Source organism: Amycolatopsis sp. cmx-4-54, from assembly GCF_046548895.1.
GTDB lineage: Bacteria > Actinomycetota > Actinomycetes > Mycobacteriales > Pseudonocardiaceae > Amycolatopsis.
This window is the reverse complement of the sequence record NZ_JAEBEJ010000006.1, coordinates 445345-462136: the sequence shown is the minus strand read 5'-3', so window position 1 is coordinate 462136 and position 16792 is coordinate 445345. Positions and strand designations below refer to the sequence as shown.

General features: G+C 69.2%; 17 protein-coding genes and 1 pseudogene. 8 read left to right on the top strand and 10 right to left on the bottom strand.

Annotated features, from left to right (window positions below; translation table 11 throughout):
* Positions 1-41: 41 nt before the first annotated feature.
* Entirely contained in the window at positions 42-335 is a 294-nt protein-coding gene (gene groES / locus ACLJQ7_RS22830; RefSeq protein ID WP_007031106.1) for a co-chaperone GroES, read from the bottom strand.
* Positions 336-624: 289 nt separating this feature from the next.
* On the opposite strand from groES, the gene ACLJQ7_RS22825 reads away from it, so the two are divergent.
* Both ACLJQ7_RS22825 and ACLJQ7_RS22820 read left to right on the top strand, forming a co-directional pair.
* On the top strand, positions 625-759 hold the full coding sequence (locus tag ACLJQ7_RS22825) for a hypothetical protein (RefSeq protein ID WP_410650190.1): 135 nt from the start codon (positions 625-627) through the stop codon (positions 757-759).
* 33 nt (positions 760-792) lie between these two features.
* Positions 793-1484 (top strand): annotated as a pseudogene (locus tag ACLJQ7_RS22820) (UbiA family prenyltransferase).
* Here the strand turns inward: ACLJQ7_RS22820 and ACLJQ7_RS22815 are convergent.
* Positions 1481-2131, bottom strand: a complete 651-nt coding sequence (locus tag ACLJQ7_RS22815; protein WP_410650189.1) for an HAD family hydrolase — start codon at positions 2129-2131, stop codon at positions 1481-1483. The pseudogene ACLJQ7_RS22820 and the gene ACLJQ7_RS22815 sit on opposite strands and share 4 nt — an antisense overlap.
* 214 nt (positions 2132-2345) lie before the next feature.
* On the opposite strand from ACLJQ7_RS22815, the gene ACLJQ7_RS22810 reads away from it, so the two are divergent.
* Complete coding sequence (locus ACLJQ7_RS22810; protein WP_410650188.1) at positions 2346-4241, top strand: N-acetylmuramoyl-L-alanine amidase; 1896 nt, start codon at positions 2346-2348, stop codon at positions 4239-4241.
* Positions 4242-4256: 15 nt separating this feature from the next.
* Here ACLJQ7_RS22810 and ACLJQ7_RS22805 read toward each other — a convergent pair whose 3' ends face one another.
* Both ACLJQ7_RS22805 and xrtP read right to left on the bottom strand, forming a co-directional pair.
* Positions 4257-5645 (bottom strand): glycosyltransferase, encoded by a 1389-nt coding sequence (locus tag ACLJQ7_RS22805; RefSeq protein ID WP_410650187.1) that lies wholly within the window; start codon positions 5643-5645, stop codon positions 4257-4259.
* On the bottom strand, positions 5645-6148 hold the full coding sequence (gene xrtP / locus ACLJQ7_RS22800; RefSeq protein WP_410650186.1) for an exosortase P: 504 nt from the start codon (positions 6146-6148) through the stop codon (positions 5645-5647). Before xrtP ends, ACLJQ7_RS22805 begins: the two co-directional genes overlap by 1 nt.
* Positions 6149-6575: 427 nt before the next feature.
* On the opposite strand from xrtP, the gene ACLJQ7_RS22795 reads away from it, so the two are divergent.
* The 3 genes from ACLJQ7_RS22795 (at position 6576) to wecB (ending at position 8808) form a co-directional block, all read left to right on the top strand.
* Positions 6576-7352, top strand: a complete 777-nt coding sequence (locus ACLJQ7_RS22795; RefSeq protein WP_410650185.1) for a choice-of-anchor P family protein — start codon at positions 6576-6578, stop codon at positions 7350-7352.
* 21 nt (positions 7353-7373) lie between these two features.
* Complete coding sequence (locus tag ACLJQ7_RS22790; protein WP_007031099.1) at positions 7374-7553, top strand: LPXTG cell wall anchor domain-containing protein; 180 nt, start codon at positions 7374-7376, stop codon at positions 7551-7553.
* 103 nt (positions 7554-7656) lie between these two features.
* A complete protein-coding gene (gene wecB, locus ACLJQ7_RS22785) occupies positions 7657-8808 on the top strand; it encodes a non-hydrolyzing UDP-N-acetylglucosamine 2-epimerase (RefSeq protein ID WP_410650301.1) in 1152 nt (383 codons plus the stop codon).
* Here wecB and tsaD read toward each other — a convergent pair.
* Genes tsaD through tsaB form a run of 3 tightly spaced genes read right to left on the bottom strand, consistent with a single transcriptional unit; the run spans position 8805 to position 10980 of the window.
* Positions 8805-9851 (bottom strand): tRNA (adenosine(37)-N6)-threonylcarbamoyltransferase complex transferase subunit TsaD, encoded by a 1047-nt coding sequence (gene tsaD, locus ACLJQ7_RS22780; RefSeq protein ID WP_410650184.1) that lies wholly within the window; start codon positions 9849-9851, stop codon positions 8805-8807. The genes wecB and tsaD overlap by 4 nt on opposite strands.
* Positions 9851-10330 (bottom strand): ribosomal protein S18-alanine N-acetyltransferase, encoded by a 480-nt coding sequence (gene rimI / locus ACLJQ7_RS22775; RefSeq protein ID WP_410650183.1) that lies wholly within the window; start codon positions 10328-10330, stop codon positions 9851-9853. Before rimI ends, tsaD begins: the two co-directional genes overlap by 1 nt.
* On the bottom strand, positions 10327-10980 hold the full coding sequence (tsaB, locus tag ACLJQ7_RS22770; RefSeq protein ID WP_410650182.1) for a tRNA (adenosine(37)-N6)-threonylcarbamoyltransferase complex dimerization subunit type 1 TsaB: 654 nt from the start codon (positions 10978-10980) through the stop codon (positions 10327-10329). The genes rimI and tsaB overlap by 4 nt, the downstream gene beginning before the upstream one ends.
* Before the next feature lie 287 nt (positions 10981-11267).
* On the opposite strand from tsaB, the gene ACLJQ7_RS22765 reads away from it, so the two are divergent.
* Together ACLJQ7_RS22765 and ACLJQ7_RS22760 are read left to right on the top strand one after the other, a co-directional pair.
* Positions 11268-12689 (top strand): acyl-CoA synthetase, encoded by a 1422-nt coding sequence (locus ACLJQ7_RS22765; RefSeq protein WP_410650181.1) that lies wholly within the window; start codon positions 11268-11270, stop codon positions 12687-12689.
* The gene (locus ACLJQ7_RS22760; protein ID WP_410650180.1) at positions 12686-14050 is read left to right on the top strand and encodes a carboxyl transferase domain-containing protein; all 1365 of its coding nucleotides are present in this window, start codon (positions 12686-12688) and stop codon (positions 14048-14050) included. The genes ACLJQ7_RS22765 and ACLJQ7_RS22760 overlap by 4 nt, the downstream gene beginning before the upstream one ends.
* Positions 14051-14093: 43 nt before the next feature.
* Here the strand turns inward: ACLJQ7_RS22760 and tsaE are convergent, their stop codons facing one another.
* The 3 genes from tsaE to alr are packed head-to-tail and all read right to left on the bottom strand — an operon-like array spanning position 14094 to position 16791.
* Entirely contained in the window at positions 14094-14558 is a 465-nt protein-coding gene (gene tsaE, locus ACLJQ7_RS22755) for a tRNA (adenosine(37)-N6)-threonylcarbamoyltransferase complex ATPase subunit type 1 TsaE (RefSeq protein ID WP_410650179.1), read from the bottom strand.
* Positions 14558-15655, bottom strand: a complete 1098-nt coding sequence (locus tag ACLJQ7_RS22750; RefSeq protein WP_410650178.1) for an alpha/beta fold hydrolase — start codon at positions 15653-15655, stop codon at positions 14558-14560. Before ACLJQ7_RS22750 ends, tsaE begins: the two co-directional genes overlap by 1 nt.
* Positions 15652-16791, bottom strand: a complete 1140-nt coding sequence (gene alr, locus ACLJQ7_RS22745) for an alanine racemase (RefSeq protein ID WP_410650177.1) — start codon at positions 16789-16791, stop codon at positions 15652-15654. The genes ACLJQ7_RS22750 and alr overlap by 4 nt, the downstream gene beginning before the upstream one ends.
* Position 16792 lies beyond the last annotated feature (1 nt).

Below are 16792 nucleotides of genomic sequence, written 5' to 3'. Positions count from 1 at the left end.
GGCAATGCGGGGCCCGGGGCGTCATGCGCTGAGAGCGGACGTCAGTTGATGACGGCCAGCACGTCGCGGGCGGAGAGGATCAAGTAGTCCTCACCGTTGTACTTCACTTCGGTGCCGCCGTACTTGGAGTAGATGACGACGTCGCCGACGGAAACGTCGAGCGGGACGCGGTTGCCCTTGTCGTCGATGCGGCCCGGGCCAACGGCCAGAACCTTGCCCTCCTGGGGCTTCTCCTTGGCGGTGTCGGGGATGACGAGGCCGGAAGCGGTCGTCTCCTCGGCCTCACTCGTCTGGACAACGATCTTGTCCTCGAGCGGCTTGATGTTCACGCTCACCGGGTTGACCTCCACGGTCGTCGAAAGCGTTGGCAGGATGAGTTACGGCTCCTACCACCCCCGCCGTCGCGGGTGCCGGGGCGTGTTCGGGCCGTGCAATTAGCACTCTAGCCATGTGAGTGCCAGCTTCGCAAGGAGGGTCCGCTCACCTCGTCCCCGAGCGCCTGACCGGCCGTTTTCACACCCCGATGATCGACGGCTGCCCATCCGGTTATCGCGGCTTGCACCTGAGGGCCGAGTTCGTGCCGGGCAAGCCGCCGCGGCCCTAACGTCGGGCCGGGGAGGCACGATGTCGCTGCTCGCCGCTCGGGCCAAGCTACCGGTGTACCTGCGCCTGATGCGGGCGGACAAGCCGATCGGCGCGCTGCTGCTCCTGTGGCCGACGTTGTGGGCGCTTTGGATCGCGGGTCCGCCGTCGCCGTGAATCGTCGCCGCCTTCGTCGCCGGAGTGTGGCTGATGCGCGCGGCGGGGTGTGTGGTGAACGACTACGCGGACCGCGGGTTCGACGGGCACGTCGAGCGCACCGCGAACCGTCCGCTGCCCAGCGGCGCGGCGACGGGCACGGAAGCACGACGGCTGTTCGGCGTCCTGGTGACGCTTTCCTCACTGGTCGCCATGACGCTCGACACGTTGGCCGTCCTGCTCTCGGTGGTGGCGTTGGCACTGGCGTGCGTCTATCCGTTCGCGAAGCGCTATACGCATCTGCCGCAGGTGGTGCTGGGCGCGGCGTTCGGCTGGTCGATCCCGATGGCGTCGCCGCCGTGGTCGGATCCTTGCCGCCGCTTTGCTGGCTCCTGTTCCTCGCCAACCTTCTGTGGGTGGTCGCCTACGACACGCAATACGACGCGGTCGACCGGGAAGACGACCTGAAGATCGGCGTCAGGTCCACGGCGATCCTGTTCGGCCGTCACGACCGGACTGCCATCGGTGTGCTGCAGGGCACGATGCTGGTGGTCTTGGTCGTGGTCGGCTTCGCGGGCTCGCTCGGCTGGGGGTTCTACGCCGCCGTCGCGACGGCGGGCGCCCTGTTCGTCCATCAGGCCAGGCTGACCGCACGGCGGGAGCGTGCGGGCTATTTCCGCGCGTTCATGGCGAACAACCACGTCGGCCTGGTGCTCTTCCTCGGCCTGGTGGCGGATCGCGTTTAGCCCGCTAAACGCAGGTCGGCGAGGGCACCCACCAGAGCATCGGGGTCGAGAGCGGCGAGGGTCCGACGCTTGCCGGGCGTCTTCGCGAGGGCGATCGAAGCGACTCCGGCGGCGCGGGCGGCCAGGATGTCCGCGGCCGAGTCGCCGACCATGACGCACTGTGCCGGCGACGTGCCGAGCGCCTTCATCGCGGAGTCGAGGAGCGCGGGTCGAGGCTTCAGCCTCGCGGGATCGCTCGACGTCCGCGCGCTGATCCCGCGCACGAACTCGGCGAGTTCGTGCATCCCCAGGAAGGACCGGACCGCGTCGACGGAGTTGTTGCTGACGATCGTCACTGTGAATCCCTGTGCACGCCAGTCATGGAGTACCTCCACGACACCGGGAGCCGGCGAGGTCAGCGCGACGGCCTCCCCCTCGAAGCGGCTGAGTTGCCGCTCGACGACGTGCGCGGCGTTCGGCCCGCACGAGGCGGCGTACCGGAGCACGTCGAACGGATCGGACGAAGCGATCACCTCGGGCTCGATGAGGCGTTTGAGCCTGTCCGCGACCTCGCTCGCCGGGAGCCTGGCGAACACGTCGCACACCGGCCCGTCGAAGTCGAGGAAGACGTGGTCCTTCTCCTGCAGAAGCTCCTTCACCCCAGTCATGCCCCCACCTTGCCACCGACCTGCGTTTAGCCCCCTAATCGCGCTCCGGCCACCGACCTGCGTTTAGCCCCCTAATCGCGCTCCGGCCACCGACCTGCGTTTAGCCCCCTAATCGCGCTCTGGAGGGACCTTACGAACGAAGCCGGTTTCTGGTTAGGTTCCGACATTGGGGTCGGTCCTGTTCAGCAGACCTAGTCACTGGGGGTATACGCCCATGCCGCGTCCCTTCCGTCCCGTAACCCTCGAGCCGCTCCGGCGCCGGTCCAAACGGACCGCCGGGCTCGCGGTCCTCGCCCTCGCCGCCGGCCTCCTCGCCGCCGTCCCCGCCGAAGCCGCCCCTGCCGACCAGCAACGTCAGCGGGACTTCGCGGCCGCCGCGCGGGAGTTCGGCGTCCCGGAGAACGTCCTGCTCGGCGTCTCCTTCCTGGAGTCGCGCTGGGATTTCAACGCCGGCACCCCGAGCACGTCCGCCGGATACGGCCCGATGCACCTGACCGACCTGCGCGACGCGGGCACGGGCACGCATCACGACGAAGGCGAGGAGGACCCGCGCGGCGACGACGCCCGCCCGGCGAAGCTCCCGGCGACTCCGGCGCCGAAGCCTCCCCCGCCCGGTCTGCAGACCATCGACGAGGCGGCCGCGCTCATCGGCCAGGACGTCGCGACGCTGCGCACGAACACCACCCAGAACATCCGCGGTGGCGCCGCTCTCCTGGCGAAGTACCAGCGCGACACCGGCGACTGGCGAGCCGCCGTCGCGCGCTACAGCGGCGCGAAGGACGCGGAGGGAGCGCAGTCCTTCGCCGACGAAGTGTTCGACACCATCTCCAAGGGCGTCAGCCGCAAGACAGACGACGGCCAGAACGTCACCCTCGCCGCGTCACCGGCGAGCCCGGCGCGCGCCCAGGCCGACGACCCGAAGATCGAGTGCCCGAAGAAGATCTCGTGCCTTTCGGTGCCGGCGCCGTACCAGGAGCTGCCGAACAACGACTACGGCAACCACGACAAGGCGGACCGGCCGAAGAGCCAGAAGGTCGAATACATCATCATCCACGACACCGAGGGCTACTGGGACACGGCGATGGACCTGGTCACCGACCCGACGTACGTGAGCTGGCACTACACGATCCGCTCGTCCGACGGTCAGATCGCACAACACGTGCCGACCAAGGACGTCGCCTGGCACGCGGGCAACTGGTACGTCAACGCGAAGTCCGTCGGCATCGAGCACGAGGGCTTCGCCGCGAAGGGCACTTGGTACACGGAGGCGATGTACCGCACGTCCGCGAAGCTCGTCGGCTACCTCGCGCGGAAGTACGACATCCCGCTCGACCGCGCGCACATCCTCGGCCACGACAACGTCCCCGGCACGATCCCCTCGACCATCCGGGGCATGCACTGGGATCCGGGCCCGTACTGGGACTGGGCGCACTACTTCGAGCTGATGGGCGCGCCGCTTTCCGGTTTCGGCCGTCCCGGCTCACCGCTGGTGACCATCACCCCGGACTTCGCCACGAACCAGCCCGCGTTCACCGGTTGTGAGGCCGCTGGAAAGCCTTGCCCGGCAAGGGGTTCCGGTTCGGTCGTGCTGCGCAGCGAGCCGAGCGACTCGGCGCCGCTGCTCAAGGACATCGGCCTGCGCCCGGACGGTTCGGCGAGCACGATGGCCGTTTCCGACATCGGCAGCCGGGCCGAGACCGGCCAGCGGTACGTGGTCGCCGAGCGGCGTGACGGCTGGACGGCGATCTGGTACCTCGGCCAGAAGGGCTGGTTCCGCGACCAGCGCACGACGAGCCCGGCGTTCGGCCTGGTCGTCACGCCGAAACCCGGCCTGACGACCGTGCCGGTGTTCGGGCGCGCGTATCCCGAGGCCGAGGCCTATCCGGCGAACGTGCCGGTGCAGCAGGTGATCCCGCTGCCGTACACGTTCTCGGCCGGGCAGCGGTACGCCCTCGGCAACGTCCTCGGTTCCGAGTACTACTCGGCGACGACGTTCGACCCGGCGAACCACGTGGTCGTCAAGGGCAAGACGAAGTACGTGCAGATCCAGTTCGGGCATCGCATCGCCTTCGTGAAGGCGGACGACGTCCGGATCCTGCCCGCGCTCTGAAAACCGTCCCCGGGGTCAGGAGTCCAGCGCGACCTTGACCCCGGGGGCGTGCTCGGTGTTCCGCCGCGTCTTCGACCAGCCGTTGCGGCCGCGCACCAGCCGGAACAGCGCCCGCCACGACGTGATGTAGAACGTGTAGATGTACAGCGCGTAGGCGAAGCCCATCCCCAGTCCACGCAGGACATTGCGGCTCTTCAGGCATTTGAACTGATAGATCGGGCCCCATACGATGAACGGCAGCAGCCCGAACGAGCCGTAGATGGCGAACAGGATCCACGCGCCGTCGTCGGCGAACCAGGTCCAGACCTGTGCCGGGTCGCCCGCGGTGCTGAAGAGCAGCAGGATGAACGGGATCGGGTACAGCAGCGAGCCGAGCAGCTGCATCCACGGCTGCGCGAGGTAATACATCATCTCCGCCGCGCCCAGCGTGCTCACGTGCGGCGAATCCCAGATCCGCCGGAGATACCGCGAACACTGCATCGTGCCCTGGCCCCAGCGCGTGCGCTGTACCAGGAATCGCCGCAGGCTGTACAGACCTTCCTGTTTCACATGGGAATCCGGGGTGTAGCCGGTCCGCCAGCCCGCGGTCAGCAGGTGCACGCCGAGTTCGAAATCCTCCAGCAGCGAACCGCGCCACGGCTGTTCGTCCGGCCCGGCGATCGAGTCCAATGCGGACAGCCGGGTGAACTGACCGTTGCCACCCATGGAGATCGTGCCGGTGAACCCGCGCGAGGTCTGGATGGCCGCGATGGCCGTGCGGAACTCGAGATCCTGCATCTGGGCCAGCTTCAGCCCGAAAGCGCGCGAGAACCAGTTCTTCCCCGGCGGGCGGGCGTCGGCGTTGCCCATCCAGACGTCGAGCTGGACCGCGCCGATCGTCTCGTCGCCGAAGAGATGGTCCGCGGCGCACACCTCGAGGCAGTTCGCCGCCGGCCGTCCGTCCGCGTCGACGACCACGACGACCACGTCGTCCCGGCTCGCGTCCGGTCCCATCCAGTCGTTGAGCGCCTGATAGGCCGCGTTGAGCGCGTCCCCCTTGCCCGTCCGCGCCTCCGGACGGCGCCGGGGAACGAGATGCAGGTACGGGTCGTAGCCGCCGTTGCGGCGCCAGATCGACCTCACCACCCGCGCCGTGCGGTCCTCGGAGTCGTCGTCGACGACCCAGACGTGCGCGTGCCGGAACGTCGACCGCAGGTACCGCACGGTTTCGCGGATGACGGTCTGTTCGTCCCGGCACGGAACGAAGAAATGCCAGGTGAAGTCGGCGGCGTCACCGACCGGCGCGGGTTTGCGCCGCAGGTACGGCACGACGATCACGACCACGTACACGATGAACGCCACGCTCATCGTGAGCGCGAAGGCCTGCGTGATCGCGAGAAGGATCTTGATCGAGCCGCCGCCCATCAGGCGGCTCCGCGTTCGGCACGCGGCTTGCGGGTGCTCAGCCAGACGAACAGCACGAGCGCGACCGCGCCGCCGAGGACGCTGACCATCGAACCGAGCAGGGTGTGACCCCAGTAATAACCTTCGTCGATACCCATCACGTTCACGAGCCCGACGATGGCCAAAACCCTCATCTGATTGACAAGAATGACGACGATCGCGGCAATCGCCAACGAAGTGAACAGTCGCTTCGCATTTTTCGGACGGAAATACAACATGACGGCGGTCACCAACAACAAGGGCAACAACATGAATGCCGACGAGCATTCCGGAGTCATTCTTAACCCGAGTGGAGTATCGCCGGACAACCCAAAGTAGACAGTCTCGCGTTCACCGGCGACAAAGACACCCGATGTGGTGATAACCCTCAGTATCAGGCCCGAGAGCTGGACTTCGAAAACCCGGTACAGGCGTTCGGCCAGCACCAGGCCGACCGCGACGGCGAGTACCGCCAGCACCGCCATACGCAGCGGAAATCGGCTTGAACTCGGCAAAGGAGCGCTCGCAACGGCCACGGTGACCCTCTCAGGAAAGACGCAGCAGACGACGGAGGACGTCGAAGCGGACAGGGACCTCGCCGACGAGAGTAAGTCAGCGAGAACCGGCCCTTTCGACCGGGGTTCGCCTTTTCAACTTGATCGTGGGCCTTTCGGCACGATCGTGGAGAAACTTACTAGACCGAAAGAGTGACACTGTCGGAACCTGTGGCAATTGACCGCAAGATCACCCGATCCGGTGATCCTCGTGGTTTTTCGTTCAATCTAAGAAACACTCGGCGATAGACGATCCGCGAGCCGAGTCAGGCCAGCCGAGGATTCGTCCGCGACGGTTGTGCCACTCGTGCCGACCGCAGATGTAGAGAAATCCCCACCAATCAATTCGGAGGACCAGTTGAAGAACACGCACCTCTTGCGACGAGGTGGATTGCTCGCCGCTGTGGTGGCGACTGTGGCCATCGCCGGCGCGGCGCCCGCCTCGGCGGCCCCCGGTGACGGCTCCGCGTACGGCGTCAAGGTCGATGTGAAGCTCCTCGGCCTCGACGCGGTGAAAGCCGGGCCGCTCGCCGAGGCGAAGACCTCCGGGCCGACCGCCAACAGTCTCGCGAAGGTCGATCTCACCGGTGTGCTCACCGCGGGCGCGATCAACACCGAAGCCAAACGCGACGACAACTCCGGTGCCGTGACCGCCAAGGCCAGCACCGCCGATGTCGGCTTGCCGCTGCTGAAGAGCACGCTCGGCACGGTCGGTGTCAAGGTCGTCGAAGCCACCTGCACCGCGACCCAGAAGGGTGTGCAGGGTGCGACGAACCTGGTCGGCGCGAACCTCGGCAGCGCGGGGGCGGTCGACTCGACGCCCGCGCCGAACACGCAGATCAAGGTCGGCCTCGGCACCGTCAACGTCGCGACGATCATCCTGAACGAGCAGATCAAGAACAGCGACGGCAGCCTCACGGTCAACGCCATCCACGTGAAGCTGCTCGGCCAGGCCCTCACCCCGCTCGGTTCCGGTGACGTGATCGTCTCCTCGGCCACCTGCGGTCCGGCCGGCCTGCCCGTGCCGCTCGCTTCGGGCGCGGGGCTGTGGATCGGTCTCGGCCTGCTCGGTGCCGTCGCCATCCCGGTCGGTATCCGCGTCGTCCGCAACCGGCGTCCGGCGACCACCGCCTGACCTGGGTGAAGTGAGGTCGAAATGTACAAATTGCCTGGCGCCGGAGTCGGCGTCGCCGGTGGCGGGGTGGGTGCCCTCGCCGCCACCGGGGCCGATGTCGGCTGGTGGCTGGCCGTCGGGGTGATCCTGCTGGTTCTCGGAACCATCGCGGTCATCGCGGGCTATCGCCGCACGAAACGGCTCGGCGAGATGGGAAGCTGACGCTTCCCGGACCAACCGGCCGCCGGCGTGTGCCCCTCGCACGCCGGCGGCCGGCCCCCGCGTTTTGCGGGACACTCGAAACGTGGATGAGGAGCGCGAACGCGTGGATGTGATGTTGCTGGCCGGAACGCGGCCGGAGGCGGTCAAACTCGCGCCGCTGGCGTTGGCGCTGGCGGGGCACCCGCACCTACGGCCCTTCGTCGTCCACAGTGGACAGCATCAGGGCATGGTCGAACAGGCGTTGATCCCGTTCGGGCTGCCGGTCGACGCCTGGCTCGACACGCCACCCAGGGCCACCGGCACGCAGGCGGAGCTCGTTTCCGGGCTGCTGCCCGCGCTCGACGATGTGCTGCGACGCGTCGCCCCGGCCGCGGTCGTCGTCCAAGGCGACACGACGACGGGGCTGGCCGGCGCGCTCGCCGCGTTCTGGCAGGGCATCCCGGTCGTGCATCTGGAGGCGGGCCTGCGCACACACGACCTCGCCGCCCCGTTCCCCGAAGAGGGGACGCGGCAGATGATTTCGCGGATCGCCGCGCTGCATCTCGCGCCGACACCGGCCGCCGCGGCCGCGCTGCGCACGGAAGGTGTTCCGCGCCAGCGGATCGCGGTCACCGGCAACACCGTCGTCGACGCCGTGATCGCGATCGCCGAGCGGGATCTCCCGGCGAGGGACACCGCGCTCGCCCTGCTGGAGATGGAGATCGCCGAGGCAGGCGAACGCCTCGTCCTCGTGACGTCGCATCGGCGCGAGTCCTGGGGCGAGCCGCTGAGCCGAACCCTCGCGGCCATCGGACTGATCGTCGCGGAGCACAGCGACGTCCAAGTGCTGTTCCCGGTGCATCCCAATCCGGCCGTGCGGGATCAGGTGACGGCCGCGCTCAGCGGGACCCCGCGGGTGACGATCACCGAGCCGCTCGAATATCCCGACCTCGTGCGCGCGCTGCGGCTCGCCGAGCTCGTCCTGACCGATTCCGGTGGTATCCAAGAGGAAGCGCCGACCTTCGGCACGCCCGTCCTCGTGCTCCGCGACGTCACCGAACGGCGCGAAGCGATCGAGGCGGGCTGCGCCTGGCTGGTCGGGACGGACACCGGCCTCATCGCGGACACCGCGGCGAAGATCCTGAGCGGCGATCTCCATCCGACGCATGCCGGAAACCCTTACGGTGACGGCAATGCCGCCGCCTTGTCGGTGGCGGCGCTGGAGGAACTGCTCAACCTTTCCCCGGCGCCGCGCACTACCGCCGAATCGCGTTAGATCGAGACGATCTGCACCGGCAGCGCCGGATTGGCGGAGAAGTCGAGCGACGCCCGCGGCCGACCGGCGGCGACCACGTGCGCGCCGAGCGCGGCGATCATCGCGCCGTTGTCCGTGCACAGCCGGGGCCGCGGAACGCGCAAGGTGATGCCGGCTTCGGCACAGCGCTCGGCGGCGAGTTCGGACAGGCGGGAATTCGCCGCCACGCCACCGGAAATCACGAGCGTGTCCACGCCGTGTTCCTTGGCGGCGCGGATCGCCTTCATGGTGAGCACGTCGGCGACGGCCTCCTGGAACGACGCGGCGACGTCGTCGACGGGAATCTCCTCACCGCGGCGTTCGGCGCCTTCGACCCAGCGCGCGACAGCGGTTTTCAAGCCGGAGAAGGAAAAGTCGAACTTGGCGTCGCGCGGCCCGGTCATCCCGCGAGGGAACGCGATCGCCGCGCCGTCGCCGTTCTTGGCGGCCTTGTCGATGGGCGGGCCGCCGGGGTACGGCAGGCCGAGGACGCGGGCGACCTTGTCGTAGGCCTCGCCCGCGGCATCGTCCACAGTGGACCCGAGTTCGGTGATCTCGGAGGCGATGTCTTCCACCAGCAGCAATTGCGTGTGCCCGCCCGAAACGAGCAGGGCGAGACAGCGGTCCGGCAGCGGGCCGTGCTGGAGCGTGTCGACGGCGATGTGCCCGGCCAGATGATTGACGCCGTAGAGCGGGATGTCGAGCGCGGCGGCATAGGCCTTGGCCGCGGCGACGCCGACCAGGAGCGCGCCCGCGAGGCCGGGTCCAGCGGTGACCGCGATCGCGTCCACATCGGACAGTTTCAGCCCGGCCTTTTCGAAGGCCCGCTCGACCGTCGGGACCATCGCCTCCAGGTGCGCGCGGCTGGCGACCTCGGGTACGACGCCACCGAAGCGGGCGTGCTGGTCGACGCTCGAGGCGACCTCGTCGGCGAGGAGTTCGACCGTGTTGTCGTCGTGCAGGCGGACGAGGCCGACACCGGTCTCGTCGCACGAACTCTCGATGCCCATGATGATGCGCGGCATCAGCCCGCCACCTCGTCTCGGACCTGGGCCCGCGGGCGGGCCATCGTGTAGGCGTCGGCGCCGGAGGGCTGGTAGTAGCGCTTCCGGAGACCGATGTGTTCGAAACCGTGCCGCTCGTAGAGTGTGATCGCCGCGTCGTTGTCGGTGCGGACTTCGAGGAAGACCGGCGCGGCGAGTTCGTCCGCGCGGTCGAGGAGTGCCTTCAGCAACATGGTGCCGATGCCCTTGCGCTGGTGGACGGGGTCGACGCCGATCGTGTGAATGCTCGCCTCGTAGTCGCCTCGGCGGCCGACGACGGCGAGCCCGGCGTAACCGATGACCTCGTCGCTTTCATCCGGACGGACGACCAGGTAGTAGCCGCCGCCGTCGAGTTCGGCGTGGAAGGCGTACGCGGTCCATGGCGAGTCGCCGGGGAAGAGGATCTTCTCTATCTCGACACAGCGGGGAATATCATTGCGGCGTAAGGGTTCCAGCCTCACGGCGTGGTCACCTTCTTGCGCGCGGCCGGCTCGACGGCGTCCGGGCGGCGGAGGTACAGCGGGGTGAGCGGGGCGGGCTCGTGGTCGAAGTCGGCCGCCTTGACCAGTCCGACGGGTGACGGGAAGCGCGGCTCGATCGGCTGGACCCCGAGGACGTCCGCGTAGAGGAGCGCGCCGTCACCCGCCGCGACCTTGATGGCGGTCTCGAGGTCGGCAGGCCGCTGGACGTGCGGTCCGTCGGTGCGGGAACCGTCGGCGGCGTACGCGGCCCAGTAGACCTCACGACGCCTCGCGTCGGTGAGGACGAGGAAGGGCGCTTCGCCGGGGGCGACGTCGGCGGCGATCGCGTCGAGGCTGCACACCGGGTACGCGGGGATGCCGAGCGCGTGGGCGAGCGACGCGGCGGTGGCCATACCGGCGCGAAGGCCGGTGAAGGGGCCTGGGCCGACGCCGCAGACGATGGCGTCGAGGTCGCGAAGCGTGACGCCCGCGGCCTTAACGGCTTCGAGGGCATGGGGCGTGATCAGCTCGCCGTGTGCGCGCGGGTCGACCGTGACGCGGTCGCCGCGCGACTCGAGGACGTCGCCGTCCAGGGCGACGAGGCCCGCGGTGACCGCCGGGGTCGAGGTGTCGATGGCCAGTACCAGCACGGTTACCCAGCCTACGACCAGCGCCCCGGATCACGATTAGGGGGCTAAAGGCGATCGGGTGGCGTGGCCGCTCCCCCGCCGCCGGAGCGCGTTTAGCCCGCTAAACGCGCTCCGCCCGGGACCTGCCTCTCCGGCCCCGGCACCCTGCCGCCGGATCGCGATTAGGGGGCTAAAGGCGATCCGCCCGCAGCGTGTGAAGCAGGTCGCAGGGGTACGGGTGGGCAGCGCGGTACGGTCCTGCGAGGGCCACGTGCCCCGGCCGGCGGAGTCGAGCAGGAGGTCACACGGTGCCCGATCGGTTGTTCCCCACGCTGGCGAGCGGCTCGGCCAAGGAGGCGCTCCGCTTCGGCGACATCTCCCTCACCTACGACGACGTCGCGGCCGTCGCCGGCACACTCGCCCGCGACCTGCCGAGCGGCCGCGTCGCTGTCTGGGCGACGCCGTCGGTGCACACCAGCGTCGCCGTCGTCGCCGCCCTGCTCGCCGGCGTCCCCGCCATCCCGCTCAACCCGAAGATCGGCGAACGCGAACTCGCGCACATCCTCACCGACAGCGAACCCGTCCTCGTACTCGCCGAGCCGGGCGTCGAGCTGCCCGCCGGCCTCGGCGGCCCGCCGCGCCGCGACATCGTCCTCGAAGGCACGCCTGTCGATCTCCCCGCGGAACCGGACGCCGAAACCCCGGCGCTGATCGTCTACACCTCGGGCACCACCGGCCCGCCCAAGGGCGTCGTCCTTCCCCGGCGGGCCATCTCGACCACTCTCGACGCGCTCGAAGACGCCTGGGAATGGACCGCCGACGACGTCCTGGTCCACGGTCTCCCGCTGTTCCACGTGCACGGCCTGATCCTCGGCATCCTCGGGCCGCTCCAGCGCGGAGGGTCGGTCCGGCATCTCGGTCGCTTCTCCACCGAAGGCGTCGCGCGCGAACTCGCCTCCGGGGCGACGATGATGTTCGGTGTCCCCACCATGTACCACCGCATCGCGGGCGAAGTCGGTGAAGACCCGTCGCTCGCCGAAGCGCTCAGCAGCGCCCGGCTGCTCGTCTCCGGGTCGGCCGCGCTGCCCGTCCACGACCACCAGCGCATCACCGCGGCGACCGGCCGACGCGTGATCGAGCGTTACGGGATGACCGAGACCCTCATGAACACCAGCATCCGCGCCGACGGCGAGCACGTGCCCGGCACGGTCGGTGTCCCGCTGCGGGGCGTCGATCTACGGCTGGTCGACGAAGCGGGTGAGCCCGTCGAGGAGATCGAGACCGTCGGCGAGATCCAGGTCCGCGGGCCGAACCTGTTCACCGAGTACCTCAACCGCCCCGACGCCACCGAAGCCGCCTTCGACGACGGCTGGTTCCGGACCGGCGACATGGCGACCCGCGACGCGGCCGGATACGTGAAGATCGTCGGCCGGAAGGCGACGGATCTGATCAAGAGCGGCGGCTACAAAATCGGCGCGGGTGAGATCGAGAACGCGCTCATGGAGCATCCCGCGGTCGCGGAGGTGGCGGTGACCGGCGAGCCCGACGACGACCTCGGCGAGCGCATCGTGGCCTGGGTGGTGCCCGAAGGGGAACGTCCGGCGGAGTCGGAACTCGCCGACCATGTCTCGCGCCTGTTGTCGCCGCACAAACGGCCGCGAGTGGTCCGCTACCTGGAAGCGTTGCCGCGCAACGACATGGGCAAGGTCATGAAGCGGGCGCTCGGATGAGCAGGTTCTCCGCGCGGTCCGTCGTCAAGGAGATCGCGACCGGTTTCGAGGATCTGGACGTTCCGCGTTCCGAGGAGCCGGACGACGGGCCGATCGGCTGGCCGGGTTACCGATCGGCACGCGAGGCCGCCGAGGAGCGGTCCGGTGAGGACGAGTCCGTGCTCTGCGGAACCGCCAAGATCGGCAACGTCGAAGCTGTCGTGATCGCGTTCGAGTTCGGCTTCCTGGGCGGGTCGATCGGCCAGCGGACCGGTGATCGCGTCGAAGCGGCGTTCGCACGGGCGGTCGAATCCCGGTTGCCGGTGGTGTCGCTGATCGCGACCGGCGGCAGCCGCATGCAGCACGGGATGCGGGCGCTCACGCAGTTGCAACGCATCGCGCGGGCGGCGGCCGGAGCCCGATCGGTGCCGCAGATCTCGGTATTGCGCGATCCGACCACGGGCGGCGGCTGGGCGACCCTCGGTGCGAGCGCCGACGTCGTTCTCGCGCTACCCGGGGCACAAGTCGGTTTCGCCGGTTCCCGCGTACGGCCTGCCGACGCTTCTCCGGAGGCGTACACGGCCGAAGCGAAGCTCGCGTGGGGCCAGGTCGACCAGATCGTGGCGCCCTCCCACCTTCCCGCGGCACTGGAACGGTGGCTTCGCCTGCTGACTTCGCCGACGCCGGAAGCCGCGGAGCCTCCCGGTGCACTCGGAGCGACGGACTTGCCCGGCAGCGGATGGGACGCGGTCCAAGCCGCGCGCTCTGCCGAGCGGCCTAGGGCAGCGGAGTACCTCGACGCGTACTTCGACTGGCGTGAGGAAGTCTCGGGCGACAGGTGCGGCGGCGTTGACTCCGGTGTCTTGTGCGGCTTCGGCTGGCGAAGCGGCCGAGCGATCGCGTACGCGGCACAGTGCGGGACACCGACGCTGCCCGCGGGCTTTCGGACGGCGGCGCGTCTGGTGCGGCTCGCGTCGAGGCTCGGAATCCCGGTCCTCACCCTCGTCGACACTCCCGGAGCGGCGAACGACGAGGCGGCTGAGCGGGCCGGGGCCGGCGCGGCGATCGCTGAGTTGTTCGAGGCGGTCGCGAGCGCGGCCGTGCCGATCACGACGCTGGTGATCGGTGAGGGCGGATCCGGGGGCGCGCTCGCGTTCGCGGCGCCGGGGTCGACATGGGTGACGCCCGGCGCGTACTTCTCGGTGACCTCGCCGGAGGCGGCAGCGGCGATCCTCAAACTGCCCGCCGACGAAATCCCCGCCCTCGCGGACCGGCTGCGGCTACGCCCCCAAGACCTGGTGGACCTGGGCATCGCTCGCTCCGTGGTGGGCCAGAGCGCGATTAGCCCGCTAAACGCAGGTCGGCCCACAGATCGCGATTAGGGGGCTAAACGCAGGTCGCCCCGCCCACGGCCCCGGATCGCGATTAGCCGGCAAAACGCAGGTCGGGCGTGCGGGACGTCCAGGTGCCGTGTGGCTCCAGGGTGACCATGCGGACATCGTCTTCCCGGCGCTCCAGGCGCACGACGAGGTAGTCGTCCGACAGGCGTTCGGCCGCCCCCTCGCCCCACTCGACGACCAGCGCGGACCGCTCCAGTTCGGTATCGAGGTCCAGGTCGTCCAGCTGCGAGAGATCCCCGCCGAGCCGGTACGCGTCCACGTGCACCAGCGCGACCCCGGAATCCCCAGCCGGATGCACCCTGGCGAGCACGAACGTCGGCGAGCTGACCCGCCCGCCGACGCCGAGACCGTCCGCGATCCCGCGGGTCAGTGTGGTCTTGCCCGCTCCGAGCGGCCCGGCGAGCAGCACGACGTCACCCGCGCGCAGCAAACGTCCGAGCTCACGCCCGAAATCGATCGTCGACTCGGGAGTCGGGAAAGCGAAATTCATCAGCGTTGCCACCACCAGGTCCGCCGTTCGTAAGTCTCACCATCGGTGCCCGTGCACCGTTGCACCAGGTCGATCAGGTGACTGTTCACCAGTTCGGGTTGTTCCAGCTGCACCATGTGCCCCGCGCCGCGGACGCGCACCAGCTCGGCATCCGGCAGCTCCGCCGCGATCCGCTCGGCGTGCGCGATGGGCGTGAACCGATCGGAATCCCCACCGATGACCAGCACGTGCGCGTGCTTCAACCCGGCGAGCGCGGCGTACCGGTTGTGGCTGCCGAGCGTGTCGACGAAGTTCACGAGCCCGCGCACCGGCGTGACTTCGAGCATTTCCAGCATGAAGTCGACGAGTCGCGGAGACACGTCACGGCTGCCGAAGGCCAGTCTGCGCACGGCCTGCCGGGTCAGCTGCCCGCCTGCCGCGCGTACGAACTCGACGAGCCCCGGCTGCCAGCCGGCCAGCCCGCCGACGCCTCGCGTAAGCGGGTTGTACTTCGAGAGCAGTGATCTCGGTAGTCCCCGAGCGCCGACTTCGCCCGCCGCGGTCGCGATGAACGCGACGCCGCAGACACGGTCTTCGAACAGCTCGGGATGCTCCGAGGCGAGCTCCATGATCACCATGCCGCCCATCGAGTGCCCCATGAGCACGATGGGCCCCTCCGGCACCACCGACCGCAGGACCATGTCGAGGTCGCGCGCCAGCTGCTCGATGGTGCTGGTCTCGGCGTTCGCGACGCCGGACTGCCCGTGCCCGCGATGGTCGAAATACACCTGACGCACGCGCGGCAGCTTCAGCGACGCGAGGTCTCGCCGCTGGAAATGCCAGCAGCGCTTCGACAACGCGAAACCGTGCACGCCGACGACGGTCAGCTCCGGTTCCCCTCCATCGGCCGGATCGATCTCCTCGACCGCGAGCGGCGTGCCGTCCTCCGCCGCCACTGTCGAGGTCCGGTCCGGTGCGAGATCCCCCAACGGCTCGTCCACGAACGGATCCTCACTCTGCCGCCGCTGCTGTGCGGCGACGGCGATCGCCGCGGCGGTGCCGGTGGCCACGGCCCCGACTCCGCCGACTATGGCCAGCAGTCTTCGTGAAGGTGTCACGAGCCTGCCTCCAGATACGTTCGGTGGACACGCGGGCGGTACATCGAAGTCACGATCTCGTAGTCGATCGTCCCCAGCTTGTCGGCCCATTCCCGCGCCGTGGGCTCGCCAAACGCGCCCCTGCCGAAAAGGATCACTTCGCTGCCGATGGACGGCTCGTCGTCTCCGCAGTCGACGATGAGCTGGTCCATGCAGACGCGGCCGACGACCGGCCGTCGCTTTCCGCCGAGCAGGACGTCCATCCGCCCGGACAGCGACCGCGGCACGCCGTCGGCGTATCCGACGGGAACCAGCGCGAGGGTGGTGTCACGTTCGGCCGTCCAGCTGTGGCCGTACGAGACCGATTCACCGGCCGGGATCCGCTTCGTGAGCACGACCGACGATTTGAAGGTCATCGCCGGACGCAGATCGTCGTCGGTGGGCACCGGGTTCAGCCCGTAGATCGCGATCCCGGGGCGGACGAGGTCGAAGTGCAGGTCGGGCCTGGTCAGCACGGCGGCGGAATTCGCGATATGCCGCATCGGGTCCAGGCCGGCGGCGCGGGCGATGTCGTAGGCCTCGTCGAACCGCTTCGCCTGCGCGTCGATGGAGGGGTGGCCGGGCTCGTCGGCGCAGGCGAGGTGCGACCAGATCGCGACGACCTCGATGAGCGGCTTCGCGGCCGCCGCGGCCTTGACCAACGCCGGCCATTCCGCAGGTGGACAGCCGTTTCGGGACAGTCCGGTGTCGATCTTGAGGTGCACGCGGCAGATCGCGTTTAGCCCGCTAAAGTCGCGTGCCCGGCGAATGCCGTCGGCCACGCGGGCCAGCTCGTCGAGGGAGCTGACGGCGACGTCGATGTCTTCGGCGACCGCGGGCGCGAAGTCGGCTTCGGGAGTGTCGAGCCAGCTGAAGAGGCGGACCCCGATCCCAGCCCGGCGCAGCGCGAGCGCCTCGCCGAGGGAGCAAGTGCCCAGCCAGGTCGCCCCACCCTCGACAACGGCACGGGCGACTTCCAGGGCTCCGTGCCCGTAACCGTCCGCCTTGACCACGGCCATGGTCTGAGCCGAGGGGGCGCGGGATGCGAGCAGGGCGACGTTGTGCCGGATGGCGGACAGGTCGATGACGACCTCGGCACGCGGGAAACTGGCGGTCATA